This window comes from Pseudomonas sp. PA-6-3C (assembly GCF_021605825.1).
GTDB classification, from domain to species: domain Bacteria; phylum Pseudomonadota; class Gammaproteobacteria; order Pseudomonadales; family Pseudomonadaceae; genus Aquipseudomonas; species Aquipseudomonas edaphica.
The window spans coordinates 110,493-134,224 of the sequence record NZ_WKDV01000014.1 but is presented as its reverse complement, the minus strand read 5'-3'; the positions used below and the strand labels follow the sequence as shown (position 1 = coordinate 134,224).

At 58.8% G+C, this 23,732-nt stretch carries 23 protein-coding genes; 12 read left to right on the top strand and 11 right to left on the bottom strand.

Annotation, left to right across the window (positions count from 1 at the left end):
• Nucleotides 1-365 precede the first annotated feature (365 nt).
• The 3 genes from GIW48_RS12320 to GIW48_RS12310 are packed head-to-tail and all read left to right on the top strand — an operon-like array spanning nt 366 to nt 3,094.
• Entirely contained in the window at nt 366-1,313 is a 948-nt protein-coding gene (locus tag GIW48_RS12320; RefSeq protein ID WP_170038621.1) for an ornithine cyclodeaminase family protein, read from the top strand.
• Nucleotides 1,314-1,334: 21 nt separating this feature from the next.
• Complete coding sequence (locus tag GIW48_RS12315; RefSeq protein WP_017137703.1) at nt 1,335-2,468, top strand: NAD(P)/FAD-dependent oxidoreductase; 1,134 nt, start codon at nt 1,335-1,337, stop codon at nt 2,466-2,468.
• Nucleotides 2,468-3,094, top strand: coding sequence for a helix-turn-helix transcriptional regulator (locus GIW48_RS12310; RefSeq protein ID WP_138815588.1), 627 nt, complete (start codon nt 2,468-2,470; stop codon nt 3,092-3,094). The genes GIW48_RS12315 and GIW48_RS12310 overlap by 1 nt, the downstream gene beginning before the upstream one ends.
• Nucleotides 3,095-3,234: 140 nt before the next feature.
• Here the strand turns inward: GIW48_RS12310 and GIW48_RS12305 are convergent, their stop codons facing one another.
• Nucleotides 3,235-4,011 (bottom strand): ABC transporter substrate-binding protein, encoded by a 777-nt coding sequence (locus tag GIW48_RS12305; protein ID WP_099547736.1) that lies wholly within the window; start codon nt 4,009-4,011, stop codon nt 3,235-3,237.
• A 389-nt stretch (nt 4,012-4,400) separates the two neighbouring features.
• Here GIW48_RS12305 and GIW48_RS12300 point away from each other — a divergent pair, with 389 nt between their 5' ends.
• From GIW48_RS12300 to GIW48_RS12290, 3 genes are all read left to right on the top strand, one after another.
• Nucleotides 4,401-5,150, top strand: coding sequence for a response regulator (locus GIW48_RS12300; protein ID WP_026013754.1), 750 nt, complete (start codon nt 4,401-4,403; stop codon nt 5,148-5,150).
• A complete protein-coding gene (locus GIW48_RS12295) occupies nt 5,147-6,208 on the top strand; it encodes an ATP-binding protein (protein ID WP_017137699.1) in 1,062 nt (353 codons plus the stop codon). The genes GIW48_RS12300 and GIW48_RS12295 overlap by 4 nt, the downstream gene beginning before the upstream one ends.
• Nucleotides 6,209-6,428: 220 nt before the next feature.
• Nucleotides 6,429-6,734, top strand: coding sequence for a hypothetical protein (locus tag GIW48_RS12290; RefSeq protein WP_177034133.1), 306 nt, complete (start codon nt 6,429-6,431; stop codon nt 6,732-6,734).
• A 195-nt stretch (nt 6,735-6,929) separates the two neighbouring features.
• Here the strand turns inward: GIW48_RS12290 and GIW48_RS12285 are convergent, their stop codons facing one another.
• Nucleotides 6,930-7,784 carry a DNA/RNA non-specific endonuclease gene (locus GIW48_RS12285; RefSeq protein ID WP_099547733.1) on the bottom strand — a complete coding sequence of 285 codons (855 nt, stop codon included), beginning with the start codon at nt 7,782-7,784 and terminating at the stop codon, nt 6,930-6,932.
• A gap of 296 nt (nt 7,785-8,080) precedes the next feature.
• Here GIW48_RS12285 and GIW48_RS12280 point away from each other — a divergent pair, with 296 nt between their 5' ends.
• Complete coding sequence (locus tag GIW48_RS12280; protein ID WP_017137695.1) at nt 8,081-8,977, top strand: LysR family transcriptional regulator; 897 nt, start codon at nt 8,081-8,083, stop codon at nt 8,975-8,977.
• Between the two features lie 105 nt (nt 8,978-9,082).
• Here GIW48_RS12280 and GIW48_RS12275 read toward each other — a convergent pair whose 3' ends face one another.
• From GIW48_RS12275 to GIW48_RS12260, 3 genes are all read right to left on the bottom strand, one after another.
• A complete protein-coding gene (locus GIW48_RS12275; RefSeq protein WP_017137694.1) occupies nt 9,083-9,382 on the bottom strand; it encodes a putative quinol monooxygenase in 300 nt (99 codons plus the stop codon).
• A 239-nt stretch (nt 9,383-9,621) separates the two neighbouring features.
• A complete protein-coding gene (locus GIW48_RS12270; protein ID WP_099547731.1) occupies nt 9,622-10,692 on the bottom strand; it encodes an NAD(P)/FAD-dependent oxidoreductase in 1,071 nt (356 codons plus the stop codon).
• A gap of 172 nt (nt 10,693-10,864) precedes the next feature.
• Complete coding sequence (locus GIW48_RS12260; RefSeq protein WP_236460860.1) at nt 10,865-11,356, bottom strand: DUF2938 domain-containing protein; 492 nt, start codon at nt 11,354-11,356, stop codon at nt 10,865-10,867.
• Between the two features lie 81 nt (nt 11,357-11,437).
• Here GIW48_RS12260 and GIW48_RS12255 point away from each other — a divergent pair, with 81 nt between their 5' ends.
• Complete coding sequence (locus tag GIW48_RS12255) at nt 11,438-11,863, top strand: helix-turn-helix domain-containing protein (protein ID WP_017137689.1); 426 nt, start codon at nt 11,438-11,440, stop codon at nt 11,861-11,863.
• 222 nt (nt 11,864-12,085) lie between these two features.
• On the opposite strand, the gene GIW48_RS12250 is transcribed toward GIW48_RS12255, so the two are convergent.
• Nucleotides 12,086-13,450 (bottom strand): ArnT family glycosyltransferase, encoded by a 1,365-nt coding sequence (locus GIW48_RS12250; protein WP_329606006.1) that lies wholly within the window; start codon nt 13,448-13,450, stop codon nt 12,086-12,088.
• A gap of 184 nt (nt 13,451-13,634) precedes the next feature.
• Nucleotides 13,635-14,420 carry an AraC family transcriptional regulator gene (locus GIW48_RS12245; protein WP_236460861.1) on the bottom strand — a complete coding sequence of 262 codons (786 nt, stop codon included), beginning with the start codon at nt 14,418-14,420 and terminating at the stop codon, nt 13,635-13,637.
• 96 nt (nt 14,421-14,516) lie between these two features.
• Here GIW48_RS12245 and GIW48_RS12240 point away from each other — a divergent pair, with 96 nt between their 5' ends.
• The 3 genes from GIW48_RS12240 (at nt 14,517) to GIW48_RS12230 (ending at nt 17,093) form a co-directional block, all read left to right on the top strand.
• Nucleotides 14,517-14,768, top strand: a complete 252-nt coding sequence (locus GIW48_RS12240; protein ID WP_099547726.1) for a hypothetical protein — start codon at nt 14,517-14,519, stop codon at nt 14,766-14,768.
• A gap of 834 nt (nt 14,769-15,602) precedes the next feature.
• Entirely contained in the window at nt 15,603-16,058 is a 456-nt protein-coding gene (locus GIW48_RS12235) for a GNAT family N-acetyltransferase (protein ID WP_236460862.1), read from the top strand.
• A gap of 15 nt (nt 16,059-16,073) precedes the next feature.
• Nucleotides 16,074-17,093: an alpha/beta hydrolase gene (locus GIW48_RS12230; RefSeq protein ID WP_236460863.1), complete on the top strand. Its 1,020-nt coding sequence runs from the start codon at nt 16,074-16,076 to the stop codon at nt 17,091-17,093.
• 100 nt (nt 17,094-17,193) lie between these two features.
• Here the strand turns inward: GIW48_RS12230 and gabP are convergent, their stop codons facing one another.
• The 4 genes from gabP to GIW48_RS12210 form a co-directional block, all read right to left on the bottom strand.
• Nucleotides 17,194-18,606: a GABA permease gene (gabP, locus tag GIW48_RS12225; RefSeq protein WP_268935013.1), complete on the bottom strand. Its 1,413-nt coding sequence runs from the start codon at nt 18,604-18,606 to the stop codon at nt 17,194-17,196.
• 248 nt (nt 18,607-18,854) lie between these two features.
• Entirely contained in the window at nt 18,855-20,222 is a 1,368-nt protein-coding gene (locus tag GIW48_RS12220) for a glutamine synthetase family protein (protein WP_236460864.1), read from the bottom strand.
• A gap of 72 nt (nt 20,223-20,294) precedes the next feature.
• Nucleotides 20,295-21,692 carry an aspartate aminotransferase family protein gene (locus GIW48_RS12215; RefSeq protein ID WP_236460865.1) on the bottom strand — a complete coding sequence of 466 codons (1,398 nt, stop codon included), beginning with the start codon at nt 21,690-21,692 and terminating at the stop codon, nt 20,295-20,297.
• A gap of 168 nt (nt 21,693-21,860) precedes the next feature.
• The gene (locus GIW48_RS12210) at nt 21,861-22,652 is read right to left on the bottom strand and encodes an SDR family NAD(P)-dependent oxidoreductase (RefSeq protein ID WP_236460866.1); all 792 of its coding nucleotides are present in this window, start codon (nt 22,650-22,652) and stop codon (nt 21,861-21,863) included.
• A gap of 96 nt (nt 22,653-22,748) precedes the next feature.
• Here GIW48_RS12210 and GIW48_RS12205 point away from each other — a divergent pair, with 96 nt between their 5' ends.
• Entirely contained in the window at nt 22,749-23,654 is a 906-nt protein-coding gene (locus tag GIW48_RS12205) for a LysR family transcriptional regulator (RefSeq protein ID WP_017136660.1), read from the top strand.
• Nucleotides 23,655-23,732: the final 78 nt, after the last annotated feature.

Here is a 23,732-nt window from a genome sequence, read left to right as displayed (position 1 = left end):
TCTTCGAGGCGCCGCTGCTGCTCTTCGAGCAGGCGGTCCTGACGGTCGCGGATCAGGTCGGTGATGCCGGGGGTGCTCTGCGGGGGCGCGGCGTGCGCTAATCCGGCGGTGCCCAGGCAGAAAAAAACGGACAGCAGGCAAAACCTGGTCCGGCGTTCCAAACGCCACATGTATAGATCCCTCTGTGTGGCGTTGTGCCATCAACGGGCATGGATCATAGGGTGGCAATATAGTGGCGTCAATTAAATGTGTGAGTTTATTCAATAGCGATAAAACAACCGGCACCCCGACTTTTTTCATTCTGATATTGCCCGCAATAACAAAAAGTCCATAATGGACAAATTAGTTTATCTGCGGAGATTGCCATGTCCAGCACGCCCCTTGTCATGAATCAGGCCCAGGCCCGTGAATTGCTCACCCAGGTCGATGTGCCCCACATTCTGCACAAGCTGTTCCGCGACCTGGCGGCCGGGCTGGCGGTGCAGCCGGCGCAACAGTTGGTGGAGTTCCCGCACGGGGCCGGCGACTTTATCAACTACCTGGGCGTGCTGGCCGACGAGGGTGTGTATGGGGTCAAGACGTCGCCCTACATCGTGCGCGAGCAAGGCCCGCTGGTGACGGCCTGGACGTTGTTGATGTCGATGCACAGCGGCCAGCCGCTGATGCTGTGTGATGCGGCCGAGCTGACCACCGCGCGCACCGCTGCCACCACTGCATTGGCGGTGGACGTGCTGGCGCCTGCTGCCGCGCGGCGCCTGGCGATTATCGGCAGTGGCAAGGTGGCGCAAGCGCACCTGCACTACGTGCGCAACCTGCGCGACTGGCAGCAGATTCGCCTGTATTCACCGAGCCTGGGCCACGCCAGCGTCGACACCCTCGCCCACCTCAAAGGCCTGGACCCGCGCCTGACCCTGGCCGACAGCTGTGACAGCGCCGTGGAAGACGCCGATGTGATCCTGCTGTGTACCTCATCGGCCGGCCCGGTGCTCGACCCGGCGCGTTTGCGTAAGCCAGCGCTGATCACCTCCATCAGCACCAATGCGCCACGCGCCCATGAAGTGCCACCCGCCAGCCTGCACGCCATGCATGTGTTCTGCGACTATCGCCAGACCACGCCGGGCGCGGCCGGTGAGATGCTGATCGCCGCCGAGCAACACGCTTGGGACAAGCGCGCCGTGATCGGCGACCTGCCGGAGTTGCTCAGTGATATGGCGCAGCGCCCGGACTATGACCGCCACGTGTTTTTCCGCTCGATCGGCCTGGGCCTGGAAGACGTCGCACTGGCCAATGCCCTGTACCAAACCCAGCGCTAACCATTGTTTAAGGAGATGTTTATGAGCCATGCAGACTTCATCATCATCGGCGGCGGCATTGCCGGTGCATCCACCGGGTTCTGGTTGTCGCAGCATGGCAAAGTATTGGTGCTGGAGCGCGAAAGCCACCCGGCCTATCACTCCACCGGGCGCTCGGCGGCGCTCTACACCGCGGCTTATGGCACACCGCAAGTGCGCGCGTTGACCCTGGCCAGCCGTGCATTTTTTGATAACCCGCCGGCAGGCTTCTGTGAGCACCCGTTGCTGACGCCACGCGGGGAGATCACCGTGGATTTCAGCGGCGACCCGGCGGAACTGGAGCGTCAATACCAGAGCGCCAAGGCCACGGTGGCGCAGGTGGAACGGCTGAGTGTCGATGAGGCGTGCGCACGCTTGCCGATTTTGCGTCGTGAAAAAGTCCACGGCGCCATCTTCGACCCGACCGCCAGTGACATCGACACCGATGCCCTGCACCAGGGTTATTTGCGCGGTATCCGTCGCCATCACGGCGAAGTGCGTACCGACAGCCCGGTACTGGGCCTGAGCCGTGACGCCGACGGCCTGTGGCAGGTGCGTACCCAGGACGCGACCTACACCGCGCCGATCATCATCAACGCTGCCGGTGCCTGGGCCGATCAGATCGGCGGCCTCGCTGGCGCGGCGTCCATCGGACTGCAGCCCAAACGGCGCTCGGCGTTTATCTTCGCCGGGCCAGAGGGTGTCGACACGCATGGGTGGCCGATGCTGGTGGCCCTCGACGAAGCCTTTTACATGAAGCCTGACGCGGGCATGTTCCTCGGCTCACCGGCCAACGCCGACCCGGTCGAACCCCAGGATGTGCAGCCCGAAGAACTGGACATTGCCATGGGCATTTACCAGATCGAAGAAGCCACCACCTTGACCATCCGCCGTCCTACCCGCACTTGGGCCGGGCTGCGCAGTTTTGTGCCTGATGGTGATTTGCTCGCGGGCTTCGACCCGCAGGTGCCGGGGCTGTTCTGGGTCGCGGCGCAGGGCGGTTATGGCATCCAGACCTCACCGGCCATGGGCCAGGCCAGCGCGGCGCTGGTACGCGGCGCACCGTTGCCGGAGCCGCTGACGCGGTTTGGCCTGGACGCTGGTATGCTCTCGCCCGTCCGCCTGGAGCCGCATTGATGAGCATTGCTGAACAAGAAAACGTTGTGCAGAACTTTCGGGCGATCGCCGATGCGATCGCCACGCTGTTCTTTCCCCACGCCGAAGTGGTGCTGCATGACTTGCGCACGCAAAAGGTCGATTACATCGCCAACAACTTGTCGAAACGCGCCATCGGTGACGAATCGTCGCTGGAGGACATGCTCAGCGATGACATCCGCGAAGTGAATATCGGCCCGTACGAAAAGCTCAACTGGGACGGTCAGAAAATCCGCAGCCTGAGCACGGTGCTGCATGACCACAAAGGTCGTCGGCTGGCGGTGCTGTGCATCAACCTGAATATCTCGTTGTTCGAAAACGCCAAGGCGGCGCTGGACCTGTTCCTGTCACCGAGCAAGCTGATCCCACAGCCGGATTCACTGTTTCGTGATGACTGGCAGGAGCGCATCAACACCTTCTTGCATGCCTGGATGCGTGAACGTCAGTTGAGCCTGAACCTGCTGACCCGCGACCATAAGCGTGAGCTGGTGCTGGCATTGCATGCCGAGGGCGCGTTCAAGGGCAAGAGCGCATCGAACTACGTGGCGAATGTGCTGGGGATGGGGCGGGCGACGGTGTACAAGCACCTTAAGGAATTGAAGGGCTGAACGATCATTCATCAACTGTGGGAGCTGGCTTGCCTGCGATGGCATCAACTCGGTATACCTGATGTACCGAGGTGTCTGCATCGCAGGCAAGCCAGCTCCCACATGTGACCGAGTATGGCTCTACTGTTGCTGTTTCACGCTCAGTCGCCGTAGATATCGGACTTGAAATACTGCTGTGAAATCTTCTGATACTCGCCATTCGCGCGGATGCCGTCGATGGCCGCATTCAACTCACTGACCAACTCGGTATTGCCCTTGCGCACTGCGATCCCGGCGCCCTCGCCCACGTATTTGGGGTCCTTGAGTTCCGGCCCGACGAAGGCGTAGCCCTTGCCGCGTGGCATCGACAAAAAGTCACTCAACGGGATGGTGTCGGCAAAAATCGCATCCAGGCGCCCCGCCGCCAAATCCATGTAGATCTCTTCGTTATTGCTGTAGCGCTTGACGTTGATGCCCTTGGGCTCGAACACCTCGGTGGCATAGCGGTCGGTGGTGGTGGCGCGCTGCACGCCAATGGTCTTGCCCTTGAGGCTGGCGTACTGGTCATCCACCACCGCGCCGTCCTTCATCACCAGGCGCGAGGAAGTGAAGTAATACTTGTGGGTGAAATCCACCGATTTCTTGCGGTCTTCGTTGATGGTCATGGATGACAGGGCCATGTCGATTTTCTTCACTTTAAGCGAAGGGATCAGGCCGTCGAATTCACCTTCCACCCACACGCACTTGACCTTCATCTGCGCGCACAAGGCATTACCGATGTCGTAGTCGAACCCGACGATCTTGCCATCCTGGGTCTTGGAAGCGAACGGTGGGTAGGCCGCCTCAATGCCGATACGCAAGGTTTTCTCAGCGGCCAGCACATGGCTTGAAGCAAACAGGCCCAGGGCAAGTATTGCGATCAGCGCGGGTTTCTTCATGGTCGTTATCTCGCAAGTTGTTGTTGGTTTGGCAAGCGTGAAGAAAGAGAGGTATAGGCTTTTTTGTACTTATAATTCCATATTGGACTTTTAGGTATTGAACGTCAATCCATGCCACCTTCCTAAGCGCTCGGGCACAAATTATTGCCCGCCTCCATCGTTTCTCCACAAAACCTCCCATGAATGCGCACGTTGGTTGCGCACACTTGCGTTCACCGTTGCGTAGATTTACCAGGAGAACACGATGATTCCTGCTCTGGAGGTCAGCACCCTCACCCAGAAGCTATGATCACTACTGGCAAACGTGGCCATGGACCGGCAGCCACGATAAGGCAGATAAGCACGAGCGCAGGGATGCACAGGCTCGCCGCGTATTCACCGAGCAGACCATGACTGATTTCCCCGTTGCATCGATGCCCCGCCCGGACTGCGTCAGAGAACCCCAGGCTCTCGTGCTGATTGCCGAAGATGAGCCGCAAATCGCCGACATTCTGGAGGCTTACCTCAAACGCAGCGGCTTTCGCACCGCCCACGCGCGTGACGGCCAACAGGCGCTGGACATGCACCTGGCGCTCAAGCCGGAGCTGATGTTGCTGGACGTGCTGATGCCCCACGTGGACGGCTGGCAAGTGCTCGCGCAAGTGCGCCAGCGCGGCCATACGCCGGTGATCATGCTGACCGCGCAAGACCAGGACATGGACAAGCTCATGGGCCTGCGCATCGGCGCCGACGACTATATCGTCAAGCCGTTCAACCCCGCCGAAGTGGTGGCGCGCACCCAGGCGGTACTGCGCCGCTCCATCGCTTATCGCGACCGCGCCTGCCCCACGGTGCTGCGGGTGGACGCGTTTGAAATTGACCTGGAAAGCTATGAAGCCACGGTGACGTTGGCCGGCCGCCGAGTGCCGCTGGCCTTGACCGTCACCGAATTCAGGCTGCTGGCGCAACTGGCCAAGGCACCGAAACGGGTGTTCACCCGCGCCGAGCTGTTGGCCCAGTGCTCACCGGAAAGCGACAGCCTGGAGCGCACGGTCGACAGCCATATCAGCAAACTGCGGCGCAAGCTCGAAGACCTCGGCGTGCAGGGTGTGCCCACCAGTATCCGTGGCGTCGGCTACCGGTTCGGGAGCATGGTGTGAAAGGGCTCAATGGCCTGAGCCGCCAGATCATCCTGTCCATGTGCGCCGTGGTGCTGTGCGTGATCGCCCTGGCGGTGATCGGCTCATATATTTTTTATGCATTGCTGTGGACCTACTGGCCGCTCACCGACGCCGAAGTGGATGCCTGGCTGCCGGCCAAGGCTGAATGGGTGTGGATGGGCCTGACCACGTGTGTGAGCCTGGCGGTGGGCTCGATTGTGGCGCTGAAACTGTCGCGGCGAATCCTGATGCCGCTCAACTCCGTGGCCGAGAACCTGCGCAAACTGGCCGACGGCGACCTGGACGTACAGGCCGTTGCCGGTGACCAGTCGATCGGCGAAGCGGCGATCCTGGTCAATGACTTCAACAGCATGGCCAAACGCTTGCAGCGCATGGCGCAGGAGCAAGCGTTCTGGAATGCCGCCATTGCGCATGAACTGCGCACACCCCTGACTATTCTGCGCGGGCGCCTGCAAGGGTTGGCCGAGGGTGTATTCGAACCCGACACCGCACAGTTCTACAGCCTGCTGGGCCAGGTCGAAGGCTTGACGCGCTTGATCGAGGATTTGCGCGTGGTGGGCCTGGCCGACAGTGGCTACCTGGAACTCAACCTGCAAGAAGCCGACCTGGCGACAGGCATCGAAGACGATGTACGGTTGTTCGAACCGAGCCTGGTGGCCGCAGGTTTTGTGCTGCAACTGGACCTGCAACGCCGCACGATGCGCTGCGACCCGGCGCGCATTCGCCAGGCCTTGCTGGCCCTGCTGGATAACATTCGGCGGCACGCGACACCGGGCAATGTCATCGTCCACCTGAGCACCCGCGACGGCTTCAACTACCTGCGCGTGCGCGACGACGGCCCCGGCATCGACGAAGGTTTTGCCGCGCGCCTGTTTGACGCCTTCCAACGCGGTGAAAACTCCCGCTCACGCGCCCAGGGCGGCAGTGGCCTGGGCCTGGCCGTGGTGCGTGCCATCGCCCTCGCCCATGGCGGCGCCGTGACCTGCCGGCGCATGGAAAACGGCGGCACGCTGTTTGAACTCAGTTGGCACGTTTGATTGGGCGAGGCACGGTGATGCGTATGTTTTTTTCGGTGTTTAAGCGCCCGCCCCGTTATCGGCACTTTGCTTTATTGGACGCAAAGCAGGTGTGTATTGCGTTTAAAAGCTGCCGCACAAAACCTGTCGGCGAGCATTGGATAGAAGTCGAACGGGTCAACCTGTCTTGGCTGGGAACCACGCTCCCAGGCTGCGCCCGTACCGTTGAGCGAGTGTATAAATGAGCAATGACGTGTCCCGACTCGAAGCCTCGTTAAGGCTGCACACGGCCCGTTTGAAAAGGTTGCAGCGTTTCTGGGTGCCGCTGCAACGGCGTGCCCCGAAGTGGGTGCTGGGGTTGTGGATTGCAGGCATCTTCATATCGCTGGCCACCCAGTGTTACGAGCACTGGCTGGTGACCGCACCGATGATCTGCGCATTGATCGTGGCGGAGATTATCGTCGATGAGCGGCAAATGACGCTGTTATTGCGCGTCGACCAGATGCGTGACCTGCTCAGAGAAGCACGCAACCGCTATCTGTGTTGATAAGCGCAGGTTGCTGGCGAGCCCTTGCGCAATCATCGTAGTCAATTTTGATCAGCAGATTCTTCGGGTCCGTGAACTACGCCTGGACTAAGTGAAGGCCGAGCGAAGCTGACAGTAAAGGCCAGTATCTGCACCGGTAACCTGTGGCGAGGGAGCTTGCTCCCTCGCCACAGAAGTGATACGGATCCTTAACTATTACAACGCTTGCTTGCACCCAATGCGCCCCGGCAACTGCCCTTGCCTGGCCTTCAACGCGGCCTGCACCGCCTGCGGCAGATCACTCCAGAACGTCAGCCCGGAGCGCTCTTCGATTTGACTCACGGGCACCTGGTAATCGCAGAAGTTCGCGCCTTTGGGTGTTTCCTGGTTCATGACGAACGAGGCGTACATTCCGCCTTCAGGCGAGCTGCCGACGAAGATGATTTTCCAGTAGCCACTGGGAATGGTGTGCACCTTGTTCGTACCCGGCAGCGTGCCGACAAAATGCTCATACAGCGGCCCGGTGGCGACATACACCGCGTCGATCCCCGCCTGCTTGCTCAGGTTGCGCTCCTGGTCTTCCAGGTGCGCCCACGGCCCCTGGTTGAGGTCGGACTTCTGCGGGGTGATGTTCGACAGGTAATTGAGGCTTTGCCAATCGGCTACCCCCGCCATCGAGGCGAGGTTGGCCTGATGGCCACGGTCGACTTTGAGCGCGACATTGGCGCCGTTGTAATCCACCGGGTCGAGGGTTTCGCCGGCCGGAATGTCCGGGTCGGTCTGCCAGTCGCGCGAGCGGCCGCTGGCGGGGGTGGTCTTGGTGATTTTGTATGACACCCAGTTGGCAAACTTGGTCGAGCCATTATTGTTCAGGGTGTACGCCTGGCGGTTCAGCGTCAGTGGGCTGCCACCGCTGGGGCAGCCGACCGAGCAGTTGTCGAACTGCCAGGCCTGTTGGGGCTGGGCTTGCGGTGTGACGGCCGACTCACGGGTTCTGTCCGGTGTGGTACAAGCGGCAACCAGCGGGATCAACAGAAACGCGAGGTGTTTGGACTTCATACTTCCATGCATGGTGTAGCTCCTTGGGATGATTCAATGACAGAAGGTCTGTCGGCGGCTGCGATCCATCGCAAGCCGACATAAACATTAAACCACTTAAACGTTTCAAATTGCGTACAGGTTTCAGTGGGCGCTAAAAAAACCGATCACACCGCCGAAAATCAGGTTGCTGCTGTGCTTTTGATCCGCTGGGGATCACGTCAATGCAGGCGATTGGACGCGCAGGCCTTACAATGAGAGGGTCTGCTGCGGGTGCAGGCACGGGCACTTATCCTGACCGCTCACTTATTCCCAGGCTGGGGCTTTAAATGGACATCAAGCAACTCAAATTCCTGATCGCGCTGGAGCAGACCCGGCACTTCGGCCAGGCGGCTGCGCGCTGCCATATCACCCAGCCGACCCTGTCGATGCGCCTGCGCAATCTGGAGGATGAGCTGGGCCTGGAGTTGGTCACCCGTGGCCAGCGCTTCGAAGGCTTCACCCAGGCCGGCGAACGCGTGTTGGCCTGGGCCAGAACCCTGCTCGCCGCCCATGACGGTTTGTTTGCCGAAGCGGCTGCGTGTCGCGGGCAGTTAGTGGGTAGCCTGCGCCTGGGGCTGGTACCGCTCAGCGGGTTCAACTCGATCAGCTACATCCAAGGTCTGTCCCAGACGTTTCCAGAGCTCAAATTCAGCCTGTCGTCCATGAGTTCGGACAAGATCATCGAAGCCCTGGGCACCAATCAACTGGATTTGGGCGTGTGCTACCTGGACCACGTAAACCCCAATTACCTGGAGGTTTTTGAACTGGGCGAAACCCGCGTCGGCCTGCTGTACGACACGCGCCACTTCCAGTTCGAAGGCACCGAAATGAGTTGGGAAGATGCCGCGCAGTTGCCCCTGGGGATGATCAGCAACGGCATGCATTATCGAAAATCCATTGACCTGAGTTTCCGCAGCCGTGGCCTCGACCCGCAGCCCATTCTCGAAAGCGACTCGACCTATCAGTTGTTCCAGGCGATCCACGAAGGTTTTTGCTGCGCGATCATGCCGCTGGACAGTGGCATGGAAAACCCGATCGAGAACCTCGCCTTTATCAACTTGCCGGACGCCAGCGTGCTCGCGCCACTGGGGTTGGTGATGCGCAAGACCGAACCGCGCTCGGCCATCGCCGAGAAGTGTTTTGCACACGCCAAACAGATGTTTGCCGGCAACGGCACGCACTGATCTGCAGCGCGAAAGGACGAACACTCTAACTGTGGCAAGCCTGCTTGCCACAGGTCCAGCGTCGCACCACCGTTATGTCGATAACGGTGCAAGATGACGAATGGCTCAGTTCGACACTTGCTCAAGGAAAATCAGCTGCAGCGGCTCGCTAAGCAAGTCGTCGGCCGTGGCTGCAAATTGCTTGAAGTACGGCGTGGCAAAATGCGCATCGAGGGCCGCCTGGTCCTTGAACGACTCACGCATGTAGAAGGTGCCGGGGGCGTCGCGCAGCTCAAACAGCACATAGTCGAGGTTACCGGGCTCGGTGCGCGTTGGCGCAACCAGGGCCAGCAGGCCGTGTTTGAGTGCCTGCTGTTTGCCAGGTTTGGCTTTGAGTACGGCGATGGAAACCAAGGGTTTTGACACAGGGGTCGCTCCGTCAGGGGAATGGCTCGCACAACCTGCAATCAACAGCGCAAGCAGCGTCACACCCGTAGAAGTGATGAGGTTTTTAAATACCATGTTGATATACGCCGCAGGTGGTTAAGGAGAAACCCAGCGTAATGAAACCCCGGCTGCGTTAGCCATCCGCTCGGGGCGCATAGACTTTCAATGGAATGTTGAAAGTGATTGAAACGGCAGCTGACGATACAAGGTTCTGACGCTCACACCCGAAAACGCATCGGCCGAAAGTTGCCCAGCAATGGCGACGCGACACCGGTGATCAGCTCTTCGCTCAAGAGCCGCGCCAAGGTGGGCGCCAGGGTCAAGCCTGGATGGGCGCTCAAGATATAAAGCCCGCCGTCGTCGCCCGCTGGCCCCACAATAGGCAGGTGGTCGTCAGACAGCGGTCGCCACCCCACCGCTACGGACTTCAGCGCGATGGATTGTGCACCGTTCAACTGCCCACGAATGGCCTCAAGGGCTCTGAGCCCAATGGCAGCGGGGCCATTTTCGGGCGTATCGTCGATGTAGTCTTCAGCCGCAATCAGCGTACAGGTGTCGCCTTGACGAGCCTCCATATCGGCGTTCGAAACAATGCCATTGAGCAGCGCCTGCGCCACTTCAAACTTCAACAGAATCGCCGGAGACGGTCGAATGGGCAGATGCAGGCTTTGGCCAACTAAAAGATCAAGCACTCCCAAGCCCGCAGCCAGTACCGTTTTTTTGCCATACCAATTGCCTGCCTGCGTACTGACGCCCACAACCTGGCCATTTTCAACGAGCAACTGGCTGACTGCACAATCGCAGACTACCCGTGCGCCAAAGCCTTCAGCGGCCAGAACCAGGCACTCAATGGCTTCGACCGGCGAGATGATCCCTGCCGCCTGCGTATAACGGGCGTGAAGAGGCGGGTGAGCAAGATTGGGCTCAATTACTCGGATTTCAGCCTGCGAAACCGTACGCGGTTGAAGGGAAGAAAGGTTCAGGCCCGCTGCTGATGCTTGGGGATTTTCCGGGCAGACGCCATAGGTCAATTCTGCACACCAACGCAACGGGAACGATGGCAACGCAGCCTGAAGGTGGTGGTAATCATCCATCACGTTTTGCGCCAGATGCTGCACGGGTTCAATCAACGCACTGGCATTGATCCACCCAAAGGCATGGCCGCTGGCACCGCTGGCAGGCCGGGCTTTTTCAATAAGCATCACGCGCTGCCCGGCCTTGGCGCTGTAATAGGCCAAAGCCGCACCATGAATGCCGGCCCCCACAATAATCAGATCGTATTGGTTCATTAAAACAACTCCCTTGCCTGGCACTTGCTTCTTCCCTGGGCCGCAGATCAACCCTGCCCGCTTGCCACATGCTGATGCCTGCGATAGCCGGAAAGTGAAACCCCGGTTTGACGCTTTGAGTAGCGGCACAAGTATGAAGTATCGGCGAAGTCGCGCACATCAGCCGCGTCACTTACCAGCAGTGGCTGGAACATACTCCAGCCAGATAAAGCCCCACGCCGAACACCGCATGACTGATCAGACTGCGCAGGCAGTTCTTGCCCGGCGTGGGTGTCCTGGAGGAGGCAAACCCCGCGCCCATGGCAGGTTGTATGACACACAGCGGGACAGCCACGGTGGCGATACCCAGCACCAATGCCGGCATGAATGTGGGCGCCTGCAACCAGGCGATTCCTTCTATTCCCACCAGCAGCAGCGCAAACACAACCCCCGTGACGTAGTGCGCGATCCAGCCCAGGGCCACCTCACCCTGCACGGGCGGCGCTTGTGCAATGCTGCGATGCGCAAACTGCCCGTGGCACGCATGCCCGACCCAGCGCCCCACGAAGGCGAAATTCAGCGTGGGCACCTTCAGTGCCTTCATCAACAGCATCCACATATCCATCACGACCGTAGCCCCGGCCCCCACTAAAATTACCTGTGCAGCCACGTGCAGCGATGCCATATCGACCTCTAATTCATGGACCCATTTAACCTGCGCAGGCATCATAGAAGTTGAAGTCAACTTCAAGTCAAGGGTCTGGTAATGGATATCACTGAGGTGGTCAAACGCACGGGCGTGCCGGCTCACACCTTGCGTTTTTATGCGAAGAAAGGGCTCATCACCTCCATCAGCCCGCCCGGCGCTCGCCGTCAGTTTGGCGCGGCGGTGATTGAGCAGTTGGCGGTGATCGCCCTCGGCCAGGCCGGCGGCCTGTCGCTGGACGAGATACAGGCCATGCTGTCCCCCAATGGCCAGGCCACGGTGGACAGAACGCTGCTGCTGGCCAAGGCCGATGAACTCGACGCGACGGTCAAACAACTGCAAGCCATGAGCCGCGGCTTGCGCCACGCTGCAGCCTGCCCTGCTCCCGACCACGCGCAATGCCCGAACTTTCGGCGGTTACTCGACATTGCCGCCGCGGGGGCGTTCAAGCGTGCCAGGCACGCGGGCGCGAGCCTGACACGTTAGTGTTCAGTTGACCCGTTGCAGGCAGCCGATCAAGGTCTCGATAAAGCCATGGAGCGCAGTAGGCAGCCTGCAATTTTCCAGTCACGGGGTTGGGTATGATGATCGCCTTGCTATTCGGCTACTTCCTGAACACCCGCCCGAACGACCACCCGATGCTCGACTGAGGTTGGCGCGTGACGTTTTTTTGTTTGGCTTGATTCCGGGTCCGGCTGCGAACATGCCCTACCAGAACCAATAAGGCAGAAACTTGGGTGTCGGCTCATCGGCCAATTCCAGGTGGTAAGTAATCGAATTAAAGAAGAACATATCCAGGACCAGGAAGGCGGCAGCACCAAAACACAACAGTACGAACTCCCGGTGTGGATGTGCATGAAACCGCGACGTCACCCAAGAGCGAATGGCAATAAGGCTGATCAACCCGGCACACGCGCCAAGATAGTTAGGCCGCAGCGGCGTCGCTGCATACAGGCCATAGATAAAGGCAAGTAACAGCATGCCCAGGCCGACCATAGGTAAGTTGAGGCAGAACTTCAGCAATTTGTCGCGGGCACTTGCAAAACGCTGGCTGCGATCCACGAAGATATACGCGGCCAATAATGAAATCGCCGGCGTAATCGAAAGAATGTAACGCGCTTTCTTGGAACTTGGAATCGTGAACAGTACGATCACTACCAATAACCAACCGGTCAGGTACAGCAGCATCTGAGTGGCCGGCGCCGGCGAGCGATCCAAGAAGTGTTTGCCCTTCTTGATGATCACGTTTAATGCGATAAAGGCTGTGACGCCATAGGTGAGCAAGCCTGCAGAGAAGTAGAAGTAATAACGCGGGGCGTGATCAGCGCCAAAGCGCCCCAAGCCTTGCATAACCAGCACCTCTTGCACAAAAGCCTGCCCACCTTGCAGGTAGGCCGCGCCGCTCAGCACTGTGATACCTGCGGCCAGCACCAGGCCTGCGAGCAAGCAGAACACCACCAGCAGGCGCCATTGTCGACTTAACAGATAATAGGAGGCGACCACGCCCGCCGGGCCGATCAGGCCAATAGGGCCACGAAAGACAAAGCCCAGCGCCAGGCCCAGGAGTACCGGCAGCACATGAAAACGGTGCGGGTGCAGTTGGCCCGCATAAGCCAGGTAAAAACACATCACGGTAAACAGCGCCGGGTAGATGTCCAGCGCCAAGGAATTCACGCCGTCCAGAAATGACCAGGTAAACAGCGCAAAGACCACCGCATAGGCGCCCCATTTTTTTTCGTGCAGGGCACCCAGCTTGTAAATAAACACCAGCATCAAGGCAGCCGCCACGCAAAAAGGCAGCCCCATCGACAGTATGGATACACGCCCAAACGGCAAGGAAACCAGGTACACAAGCAGTGTATTGAGCACCGTGTAATCGGGGTATGGCTGCAGGTCATCAGCAATGGGAAACAGTGTCACGCCATGGGCGAGCATATACTCGGCAAAGTCGACAAAGCGTGTGGTGTAGTTGAGCACGGCCGGTTTGTATTGCAGCACAGCCAATACAATAAACGCCACTATAAATATTGATGAACAGGGCTTGTTTACAGCCAGTTCCTTTAGCCTTTTCATGCGCGCCTGCTGCCTGTCGAAAACGCGCAGGCTAGCATGTTGTTTTTTCGCTCATCCAGACTGCAAAGGTAAAGAGTTGTAAAGGTTATACGCCCTGTTTATTCAGTTTAATTCGGCCTGAACAACAGCTGAATAATCATTCAATAAAAGTGCAAACCACTAACTTCAGGTATTGATTTTTTACTCATAAACTCTCATGCGTTGTGAAGTAACGCCCAGGTGTCACCCCAAACGTGCGGCGAAACAGCGCGATAAAAGCACTGACGTTGTCATAGCCCAACTCCAGCGCCACACGCGTGACCGGCACTCCCGCCGCCAGCCTCTCCAGCGCGCGCAACAAACGCACGCGCTGGCGCCACGCGGTGAAACTGAACCCCGTTTCCAGCGCAAAGCGACGCGTCAATGTGCGCGGGGCGATGCCCGCCCATGTCGCCCATTCCTGAAGGTGGCGCTCGTCATCCGGGCAATCGGACAGCGCCTCAGCGATCTTGCGCAGGCGCGCATCCTGAGGCATCGGCAAGCCCAGGGTCACACGCGGCAAGGTTCGAATCTCATCCACAATCACCCCGGCCAAGCGTTGCTGCGCAGCATCCAGTTCAGGGCTCTGCCAGGCGGCAGCGCGCATCACCGCCTCGCGCAAAAGGCCGGAGGTGGCCAGGATGCAAGGCGTATCCGGCAGCTCGACACAGCCCTGCGGCGACACGTAGACACTCCACCCCGCGAAGGGACCATGGGAGCGCGCGCCGTGGGCGACATTCGGCGGGATCCACACCGCATGGGTCGCCGGCACCACCCACTGGCTGGCGCCGGCGTCCACCGATAACAAGCCCTGGCGTGTGCCCAGCAACTGCCCACGCGCATGGCAATGGCGTTCGGTGATACGCGGTTCTGCGCCCACTCGGACCACGGCGACAACCAGCGGGTCATCGACAGCCGTTAATACCGAAGTGGGAATCAGCGGAGCGGACATAAGTGGCCTTAGCGGACTATTGATTGTCTTCAATAGCGTACCCAGGCCACATTGGTGCGTCTATAGTCGCAGCCTCAACTCCCAGGAATACACCGCATGCGCGCCGAAGAACTGTTGCCCGATGACCAGAACCAGACTGAACGCCACGGCGTTGTGATCCGCAAAGGCAGCGTCGGAGCCTTTCTGGTGAATGCCCAGGCCTGGTGTGATCCAAATATCGATGCACAACAGCGAACCGTCGCCGAGCAGGACCTGCTGGCGTTGCTCCCGGCATTACGTGCCCTTGGGCTGTTCGAGGTGTTCAGGATTCGAGACCCGCAGTTGCAGCGCCTGGTGGATCAGTATTGAGCGCACGACTGGCGGACGGGTTGCTACCAGGATGCGGCCGATCTGCTGGCGCAATACGCACGTGCGGATGGCGGCACGCAGCTGAGTTAAAACAACCCAGCCTACGTAATGCCAGCCAGTTAAGCGTTCGAGCTGACAATCACTGACCCGTGGCGAGGGCGCTTGGCCCCGCTGGAGTGCGTAGCAGTCCCATTTTTGGGGCCGCTTCGCGCCCCAGCGGGAGCAAGCTCCCTCGCCACAGTTGCGAGGCGACAAAACTCAGACCACTGTTTATCCACACAGCATAAAAAATGAAGCACGCTTGCGCTGTAGAAAAATAGCGCTATGACGGCAGTCATACGCTTCGGGCCATGTCGACCCGCATTCAAGCACGCACTTTACTTAAGGATGAGTATCATGAACGACGACTTGCAGCAGTCAGGCGCTACCACTACCACCTAGGCCACCGTCTCGCAGGAGCAGATCAAAGCCGCAAGAGTCCTGGATTTCACCTGGGCACCTGACGCCAACACGACCAGCACCATCGTCTCGACAGATTACTTCGACTACCAGGTTGATACCTCCACACGCTCTACAGCAACCCAGGGGTGCGAACAAATACGCTCAATCCACTCGATGAGCTGCAAGCCAGTACCTTCCAGGACGGCCCGGTCTTCCTGGCGTTGCGCGTCAGGCCCGGTGCTTGACACGCTGACAGCAAAGCGCTGGCCAAGGAGGCGCTCAAGGCCAGCGCTGGCTGTATGCTGCTGATGCACTTGCCCGCTGTTCTTTTTTTGAACACTGCAAACGCCTTCAACACTAACACTATACCCATTCGCCCCAACGGTGATTCCAATGGCCCAAGACCGACACTCGCCGGCCCCTGAGAGCCGGCTAATCCGCCAGGCCACGCCTGATGATGTGCGCGCCCTGGTGGAGTTGGACGCCTACGCCACAGCCCACGCTCATCGACGCGTGTTTATCCATGACGCGGTAATTAGCCAGCGATGCCTGGTCGTCGTCATTGCCGGTGAATGCGCGGGCTACCTGGTGTTGACTGATGAGTTTTTCAGCTACGACTTTGTTGCGCTGGTGGTTGTGTCGCCGATACATCAACGCCAGGGTCTGGCGCTGCAATTATTGGCGGGCGCAGAAGCGTTGTGCAAAACGTCCAAGTTGTTTGCATCAACCAACGCCTCCAACCTGGCGTCCCAGGCCATGCTCGCCAAGGCAGGGTTTATACCGAGCGGGCGAATCGAGAACCTTGATGAGCATGACCCTGAGCTTGTCTATGTAAAGTTCGTGAGCTAATCAGGAGGATTTCCTTTGACCACTTCCACGCTGACTTCGCGTTTTTACAGCACGCCCCGCCATACCACGCACTATCTGGAGTCGGGCCCGGCCGATGGGCCGTTGATGATCTTCCTGCACGGCTGGCCAGAACTAAGCCTGATCTGGCGCGCGCAGATCGAGGCGTTCGCTGCCCAAGGCTGGCACTGCGTTGCACCCGACATGCGCGGCTATGGGGGCTCCTCTGCGCCCTCCGACATCAACGCCTACACCCTTGCACACATCGTGGCTGACATGGCAGAGCTGCATGAGCATCTCGGTGGGGCACCCGCCATCTGGGTGGGCCATGATTGGGGCAGCGTGGTGGCAGGTGAACTGGCCGCCCATCAACCGCAGCGCAGCCGTGGCGTGGTGCTGGTGTCGGTGCCGTACTTCCCGAGCACCAATGCACTGCCCACGCTCGTCCCGCTGGTGGACCGAACGCTCTATCCGGCGGACCAGTACCCTGACGGTCAATGGGATTACTACCGCTACTACAACACGCACTTTGCGTCAGCTGTCGCTGATCTTGATGCGGATAAAGCCGCATCGCTGGCGTCGATTTATCGGCGAGGCGACCCGGCCAATATCTCCAAGGTGACGTCAAATGCCGAAGTGACCCGCAAAGGTGGACGGTTTGGCGAGGCGCATCGGGCGCCACCCACCCAACCAGACCTGGCGCTATGGCCGCAGGCGGACTTCGCTGCACTGGTACGCAGTTTCGAAGCGCATGGTTTCCGCGCACCCTGCGCGTGGTATCTGAACGACGATGCCAATATCGACTATGCGCACCGAGCGCCCGATGGCGGCCGCCTGTCATTGCCCGTGTTGTTTGTGAATGGCGATTACGACCCGATGAATACCATCAAGGGCAATCGGTTGGGCGACCCCATGCGTGCGGCTTGCGCAGACCTCAGCGTAACCAGCTTGTCCGGCGGCCATTGGTTGCCGGTGGAGTGCAAGACGGAACTGGTTGAGGCTATAAGCACTTGGCTGCTGGGTAGAAAACTCGGGTGACGGTCGAGAGAAAAAAACACCGAAGTGTCTATTACGTAAATCGCAGGCAAAAAAACCACTCACCCCTGGATAAGCCAATAACAGTGCGCCGGCCGTGCTTTCATGGGCGCGAGACGGCGGGAATCGGTTTTTGTACAGAGTGGGGCTCCCGCGCGGTGATGACGCCGATCAGTGAAATCAGCAAGGCCAGGCCGATCGTCGAAGACACCTCGAAGCGATGCTCGGGCGTTAAAAGCATCACCGCCAATGCACAACAGATAAATACAATTACCGCCCAGGTGAGCCAGGGAAACAGCCACATTTTGAACGTCAGCAGAATATTGCGCTGTTGCAATACCTTGCGCATGCGCAATTGTGAAACGGCGATCACCAGGTACACCAGCAAGGCGATGGCGCCCGAACTGGCCAGCAAAAACTGGAACAGCCCAGCCGGCATGAAGTAACTGAGCAAGGTCACGCCCGCGCCCAGGATGGTGCTGGCGATCACCGCAGCCCTGGGCACACTCTGTGCCGAGGTCTTTTTCATCAAGGCTGGCGCGTCCCCACGCTTGCCCAGTGAATACAGCATGCGCGAAGCAATGTAGATGGAGGAGTTCATGCAACTGGCCACCGCAATCAACACGACGACATCCACCAGCAGCTTGGCATGGGGAATGTTCATCAACTCCAGTGCACGCTGATAAGAGCCGACCGACGCCAGCAACGGGTCATTCCAGGGCACCACGGAAATAACCACGAAGATCGATAACACGTAAAACACGCCGATGCGCCACATCACCGAACGTGTCGCTCGGGCGATATTCTGCGCCGGGTTGCTGGACTCCGCAGCCGCAATAGTGACGGCTTCAGTGCCGATAAAACTGAACATGATGGTAATGAATGCGCCGACGACGGCCGACAAACCATTAGGCGCAAAGCCTCCATGCTCATCCATCAGTCGACTCAAACCTCTGGCCTCCCGTTCGGGAATCCAGCCCATCAACACCGCGCCCCCCAGGCCGATAAAACCTATGATCGCCACCACCTTGGCCATCGCGAACCAGAACTCGAATTCGCCGTACTTGGACACACTGAACAAGTTGGTAACCACCAACAAAAAGATCGACAACAAGGCAAACAACCAAGCGTCGATCTGCGGGAACCACTGGTTGAGAATATGCCCGGCGGCCAATGCTTCGATGGGAATCACAAGCACCCAGAACCACCAGTAAAGCCAGCCGATGGTGAACCCGGCCCAGCGGCCGATGGCTTGATCGGCATAGGTTGAGAAGGAGCCTGTGTCGGGGTTGGCGACCGCCATCTCTCCCAACATTCGCATTACCAGCACCACCAGCAGGCCGGAAAACAGGTAGGCCAGCATCACCGCCGGGCCCGCCGCCGCAATGGCATGCCCAGACCCGACAAACAACCCCGCGCCGATAATCCCTGCAATGGAGAGCATGGTGACGTGACGCGGCTTGAAACCCTGCGCCAGCTGGCCGCTTGCATCCTTCGAACTTGGGCTGTTGATCATTCTTATTGTTCTCTGTGATCGGCTTTAAGACGTTCTGACTATAGGGTCAGGCGATCATCATTCTCCAATGACGAGTCACAATACGCGGCCTTCCAACCGCAAAAATAGCCTCATAACGGCACACTAGTGCCTGATATCGACATGCAGTGCGCTTCATAAGGCACAACACGTTTCACATTGAGTTGATCCAGCACCTCAGCAGGCGTGAGCGGAGCACGCCGTGCAATCCCAAACTGACGGGCCAGCATTTATGCGTGAGTGAGGTACCAGCGCCAGTCCTGTTCTCCGACTTCAGCATTGAATTCACGGAACTCGCGCCACTTGATCGCCAGGAACACCTTCAGGAACTCAGCGCCCAGCGCCTCACGTGCCCAGGTTGAACGTTGCAGTGCCTGCAAGGCTGTCAGCCAGTCGGTGGGTAGAAAATCGGTCGCCTGTTCATAGCCATTCCCCACAATCGCCGCGCCGGGATCGCTTTCATGCGTGATGCCGTAGTGAATGCCCGCCAGTAACGCGGCAGCGGCGAGATAGGGGTTGGCATCGGCACCGCAAATGCGGTGTTCGATATGCCGACTGATTGCAGGGCCGCCGGGCACGCGGAACGAAACGGTACGGTTGTTGACGCCCCAACTTTTAGCCAGCGGCGCGTAACTACCGGTTTGGAAGCGTCGATATGAATTGGCGTGGGGGCAAAATATCGCCAGAGCGTCAAACAAGGTCTCCATCATCCCGCCGATGGAGTGCCGCAACAATGGCGTGCCCTGTGGGTCTTCGCTCGCATACAGGTTATTGCCGTGCTCGTCGGCAAGGCTGACGTGCAGGTGCATACCGCTGCCGGCCTGATCGCTGAATGGCTTGGCCATGAAGCACGCTTGCAGCCCATGTTTGTTGGCCACACCCTTGACCAGGCGTTTGTAACGTACGCCTTCATCAATGGCCTGGAGTGCGTCGAACCGATGCTCCAGCGTCAACTCGACCTGGCCTGGCGCGTACTCGGATATCGCCGTACGTACCGGCAAGCCCTGCAGCGCGCACGCCGCGTAGAGGTCATCAAGAAACGGTTGCAGCTGCTCCAGCTCGTAAACGCCATAAACCTGTGGTGCAACAGGGCGTACGCCATTGGCCTGCAACGCCGGCTGCGGCCGACCGTTGACGTCGCGTTGTCGGTCCAGCAGGTAAAACTCCAACTCAACGGCCATGACCGGATGAAATCCATCGGCTTTCAGCCGCTCGAGGGTGTTCACCAGTACGTGGCGCGGGTCCGCCGGTGCGGCGGGAATACCTTGGGTCGGGTGCATGCTCACCTGCACTTGACCGGTGGGGTTGGTGCGCCAGGGTTGCAAGGTCAGGCTTCCCGCCAAGGGGTATGTCCAACAATCGGCGTCAGCAACCTCCCAGACCAAGCCTGTGTCTTCTACGTCTTCACCCTGCACGGTCAAGGCGAGAATGGAACTGGGCAATGGCCGACCATTTTCGTAGATCGCCAGCAGTTCGTCGCGATGCAACAGTTTGCCCCGTGGAACGCCATTCGCGTCGATAAGGAACAACTCGATGCTCAGCACTTCAGGGTGGGCGGCCAGATAATCCAAGGCCTCTTTTTTATCCGCAAATTGCATGTCAAACCTCTTAGCGCTCATTCAAGCGACTGGCAGTATGTAAGAACAATGGCGTTTTCAGACGTGCCGTTATCAAGCGATAACCCGCGCGCCAGGCAGGGCAAGCAGCGTGGTCAGCGCGTTATCCAACTCAGCGATCAGCCGGTCAATATCCGCATCACCTGTTTGCGGACAGCACAGGGTCATGTTGTGAAAAGGCGTGATCAGGATTCCGCGATTGATCAAATAGAGATGCAACGCCATTTGAAGGCTGTCGTGAAAAGCCGCCTCGGCTTGCGCGCCTGTTCTTGGCGGTGTGGCACAGAATTGAAATTCACAACGCGCGCCCAACTCTGTTACCGACCAGTTCAGTTGGTGCCGCTTGAACAACGCTCGAAATCCCTGGGCCAGCCTTGAGGCCAGCGCCAGCATGTGCTCGTAGGCAGACTCGGTCATGACCTCTTCTAGACTGACGCGCATGCAACGCATCGCCAGTGCGTTGGCGGACAGCGTCGTTCCCATGCCACTGTGGCCATGCCCGCCGCTCTCTTCGCTGATGGTCTTCTGGACGTCGCGCATGGCCGAGGCGACTGGCTCGCTAACGCCAAACACCGCGCAAGGCACGCCACCTGCAATGGGTTTACCCACCACGAAAAAGTCGGGTTTCAAATCCCACTGGCGCGTGCATCCACCGAGGCCGGTGGAAATAGTGTGCGTCTCATCAATGACCAACAGGCTGCCATATTTAAGAGTCAGCTCTCGACACGTTTGCATGAACCCCGGATCCGGCAGGACCATGCCAATGTTCGTCATCGCCGGCTCGCACATCAGCGCGCACACATCGCCCTGGGCTAACGCCGCCTCCAGTGCGGCGACATCGTTGAAGGGGATGGATCGACTGTATTGGCTCAAGTCGTACGCTTGGCCCACAAGACCTGAACGGTGCACTGTTTTGCCGTCACGGTAGCGCACCATCACGTCATCCACGGTGCCGTGGTAGCAGCCATCGAACACCAGCAAGACCTTGCGCCGGGTGATAGCGCGCGCCCAGCGCAGCACATAACGGTTGGCGTCAGTCGCATTGGCGGTCACTTGCCAGTAAGGCAGCTCGAATCGCTCAGCCAGCAACTCACCGCAGACCACCGCGTCTTCGCCCGGCAGCATCGTGGTCAAGCCATTGTTCGCCTGTTCGGCTATGGCGCGGGCAACAGGATCAGGTGAATGGCCAAACATCGTGCCGGTGTCGCCGAGGCAAAAGTCGATGTATTCATGACCGTCGACATCGGTGAAGCGCGCCCCTTTGGCACGCTGAACGAAGAGCGGCGAAGGCATCGACCAGTCGCTCATCCAGTGCATGGGCACACCGTTGAACAGATTCGCCTTGGCGCGCTCGGCAAGCGCCAGTGAGGTGGGGTTGTTTTGTATAAACCGGGCACGCTCGGAGGCGGTAAAAGCAGCAATCGCTGATTCACTGATTCCACTTTTCGACATGATCAATACCCCATGTTAATTATCAAATTAATTAAAAGTCCGTTGCTGACTGACAGCCGGATACGGCTCAAAGAACTCATAGGTTCTTTGATACATCACGCTTTTATAAATATCGGTTATCGCCCCCGCCCACCCTCGTGGATTGAGCGCGCTGGCGCGTATTCAAACTTAATAATCGCCGTGAGGGGCTTTGTTCTCGACCAGACAGTTCCCGCCATCCACCACAAGGACGTCCCCTGTGATGTAACTGGCGTCAGGCGATGCCAGAAATGCAACCGCCGCCGCCACTTCGCGGGGGCTGCCTGCGCGCCCAATCGGGGTGAAACGCCCCGCCTCGGCTTCAACGGGGGTGGTTGAACCCGTGGTGATCCAGCCGGGGGCCACGCTGTTGACGGTAATCCCCTGGCTGGCGACTTCAAGCGCAAGCCCCATGTTCATGCCCACCATCGCTGCCTTGGCGGCGCTATAAGCGGCTTCCCCCGGATTGCTCCCGCGGGTGCCCGTGGTGGAACTGATATTGACAATGCGCCCGTAGCTTCTCGCCTTCATACCGGGCAACACGGCTCGGGTCAGCAGAAAGGCAGTGGTCAGGTTTCGGGCCAGTGAAAGGTTCCAGTCATGCAGTTTCATCGACGCCAATTCCGAGAAAATCTCAGGGCTGCCGTGCATGGACATCCCGGCATTGTTCACCAGAATATCGACCCGTCCCCAGACTGACTCTGCCCACAGGCTGAATTCACGCACCAACTTTTCATCAGTAAGGTCTACAGGTCGGCCTTCAACTTCAAACCCTTCACGGCGCAGCTCTTTAACCCGATCCACAATGCGGTTGCTGCTGGCAGTGATGATCAACTTCGCTCCGGATGCACCTAGCCTGCGAGCAATAGCCATGCCGATCCCGGATTCACTCCCGGCACCACTGACGAGTGCAACATACCCTCTCAATTGCGTATCCAACATGGTGTGCCCCACGTACTTCATTTGAAAGAGAGTAGAAACTAGGCGAATAAATCTGATACATAAAGACAATCATCATCAGAAAATCTGACAACCCCCATGGCGTTTACCAGTGAGTCACTTAAGATTTTCCTTTCGGTCATCGACAGCGGATCCTTTTCGGCGGCGGCGCGAAAATTAGGCCGGGTCCCCTCGGCCGTCAACATGGCGGTGTCGCAGCTTGAAGCAGAGCTGGATTTGTTGCTGTTTGACCGATCAACTCGCAAAGCCATTCCTACCGCCGCCGCCAAGGCACTTGAGCCCCAGGCACGACAGGTCGCGAGCCAGATCAACCTGCTGGATGCGCATGCCCTCCAGCTGCATCAGGGGTTGGAGGAACGCTTGGTCTTTGCGATGGCGCCGGAGTTGCAAACAGGCGTATGGAATCGTCCGCTGTCGATTATCGCCAGGGAGTTTCCCACGCTTGAAATCGAGATTCGCTCCGCGTCCCATCCGGAGGCAATGCGCATGCTCCATGAAGGGCGTGTGCAATTGGCACTTGGATTTGAACGACCAGGGCTTGACGAGCGGGAAACATTTCTTGAGGCGGGGAGCCAGTTGTTAGTCGCGGTTGCTGCTCCGGATCACCCTGCGGCCGCCGGCAAAAAAAGCCCCTTGAGTGAGGAGCAACTGGTCAACGTCAGGCAGATCATCGTCGCGACCGGAGGACCTGCAGACTCTGATCCACGTGTTGTGCTGTCGCGGCGGATTTGGCACAGCGACAATTATCTGGCCACGCTGGACCTGGTGCAGCAAGGATTAGGCTGGGCATATCTTCCAAAATCGCTGGTACACCCTCTCATCACGTCAGGCGCATTGACGGAGGTGGTGTTTGACTACATGCCGAGTCAGATGCGGCTATGGGTCGATATCATCTGGGTAAAAAACCGGCCCCTGGGACTGGGCGCGCTTCGTTACCTGAGCCTGATACGCGAAATTACGCAGGGCGAGCCTCGTCGTATTTGATGAGTCAAAGTGCACATTGAGGCTTGCGGCGGCGCCAACCCGCCGTCGCGAAGATCAAACAACTCATCACCCCGTCAT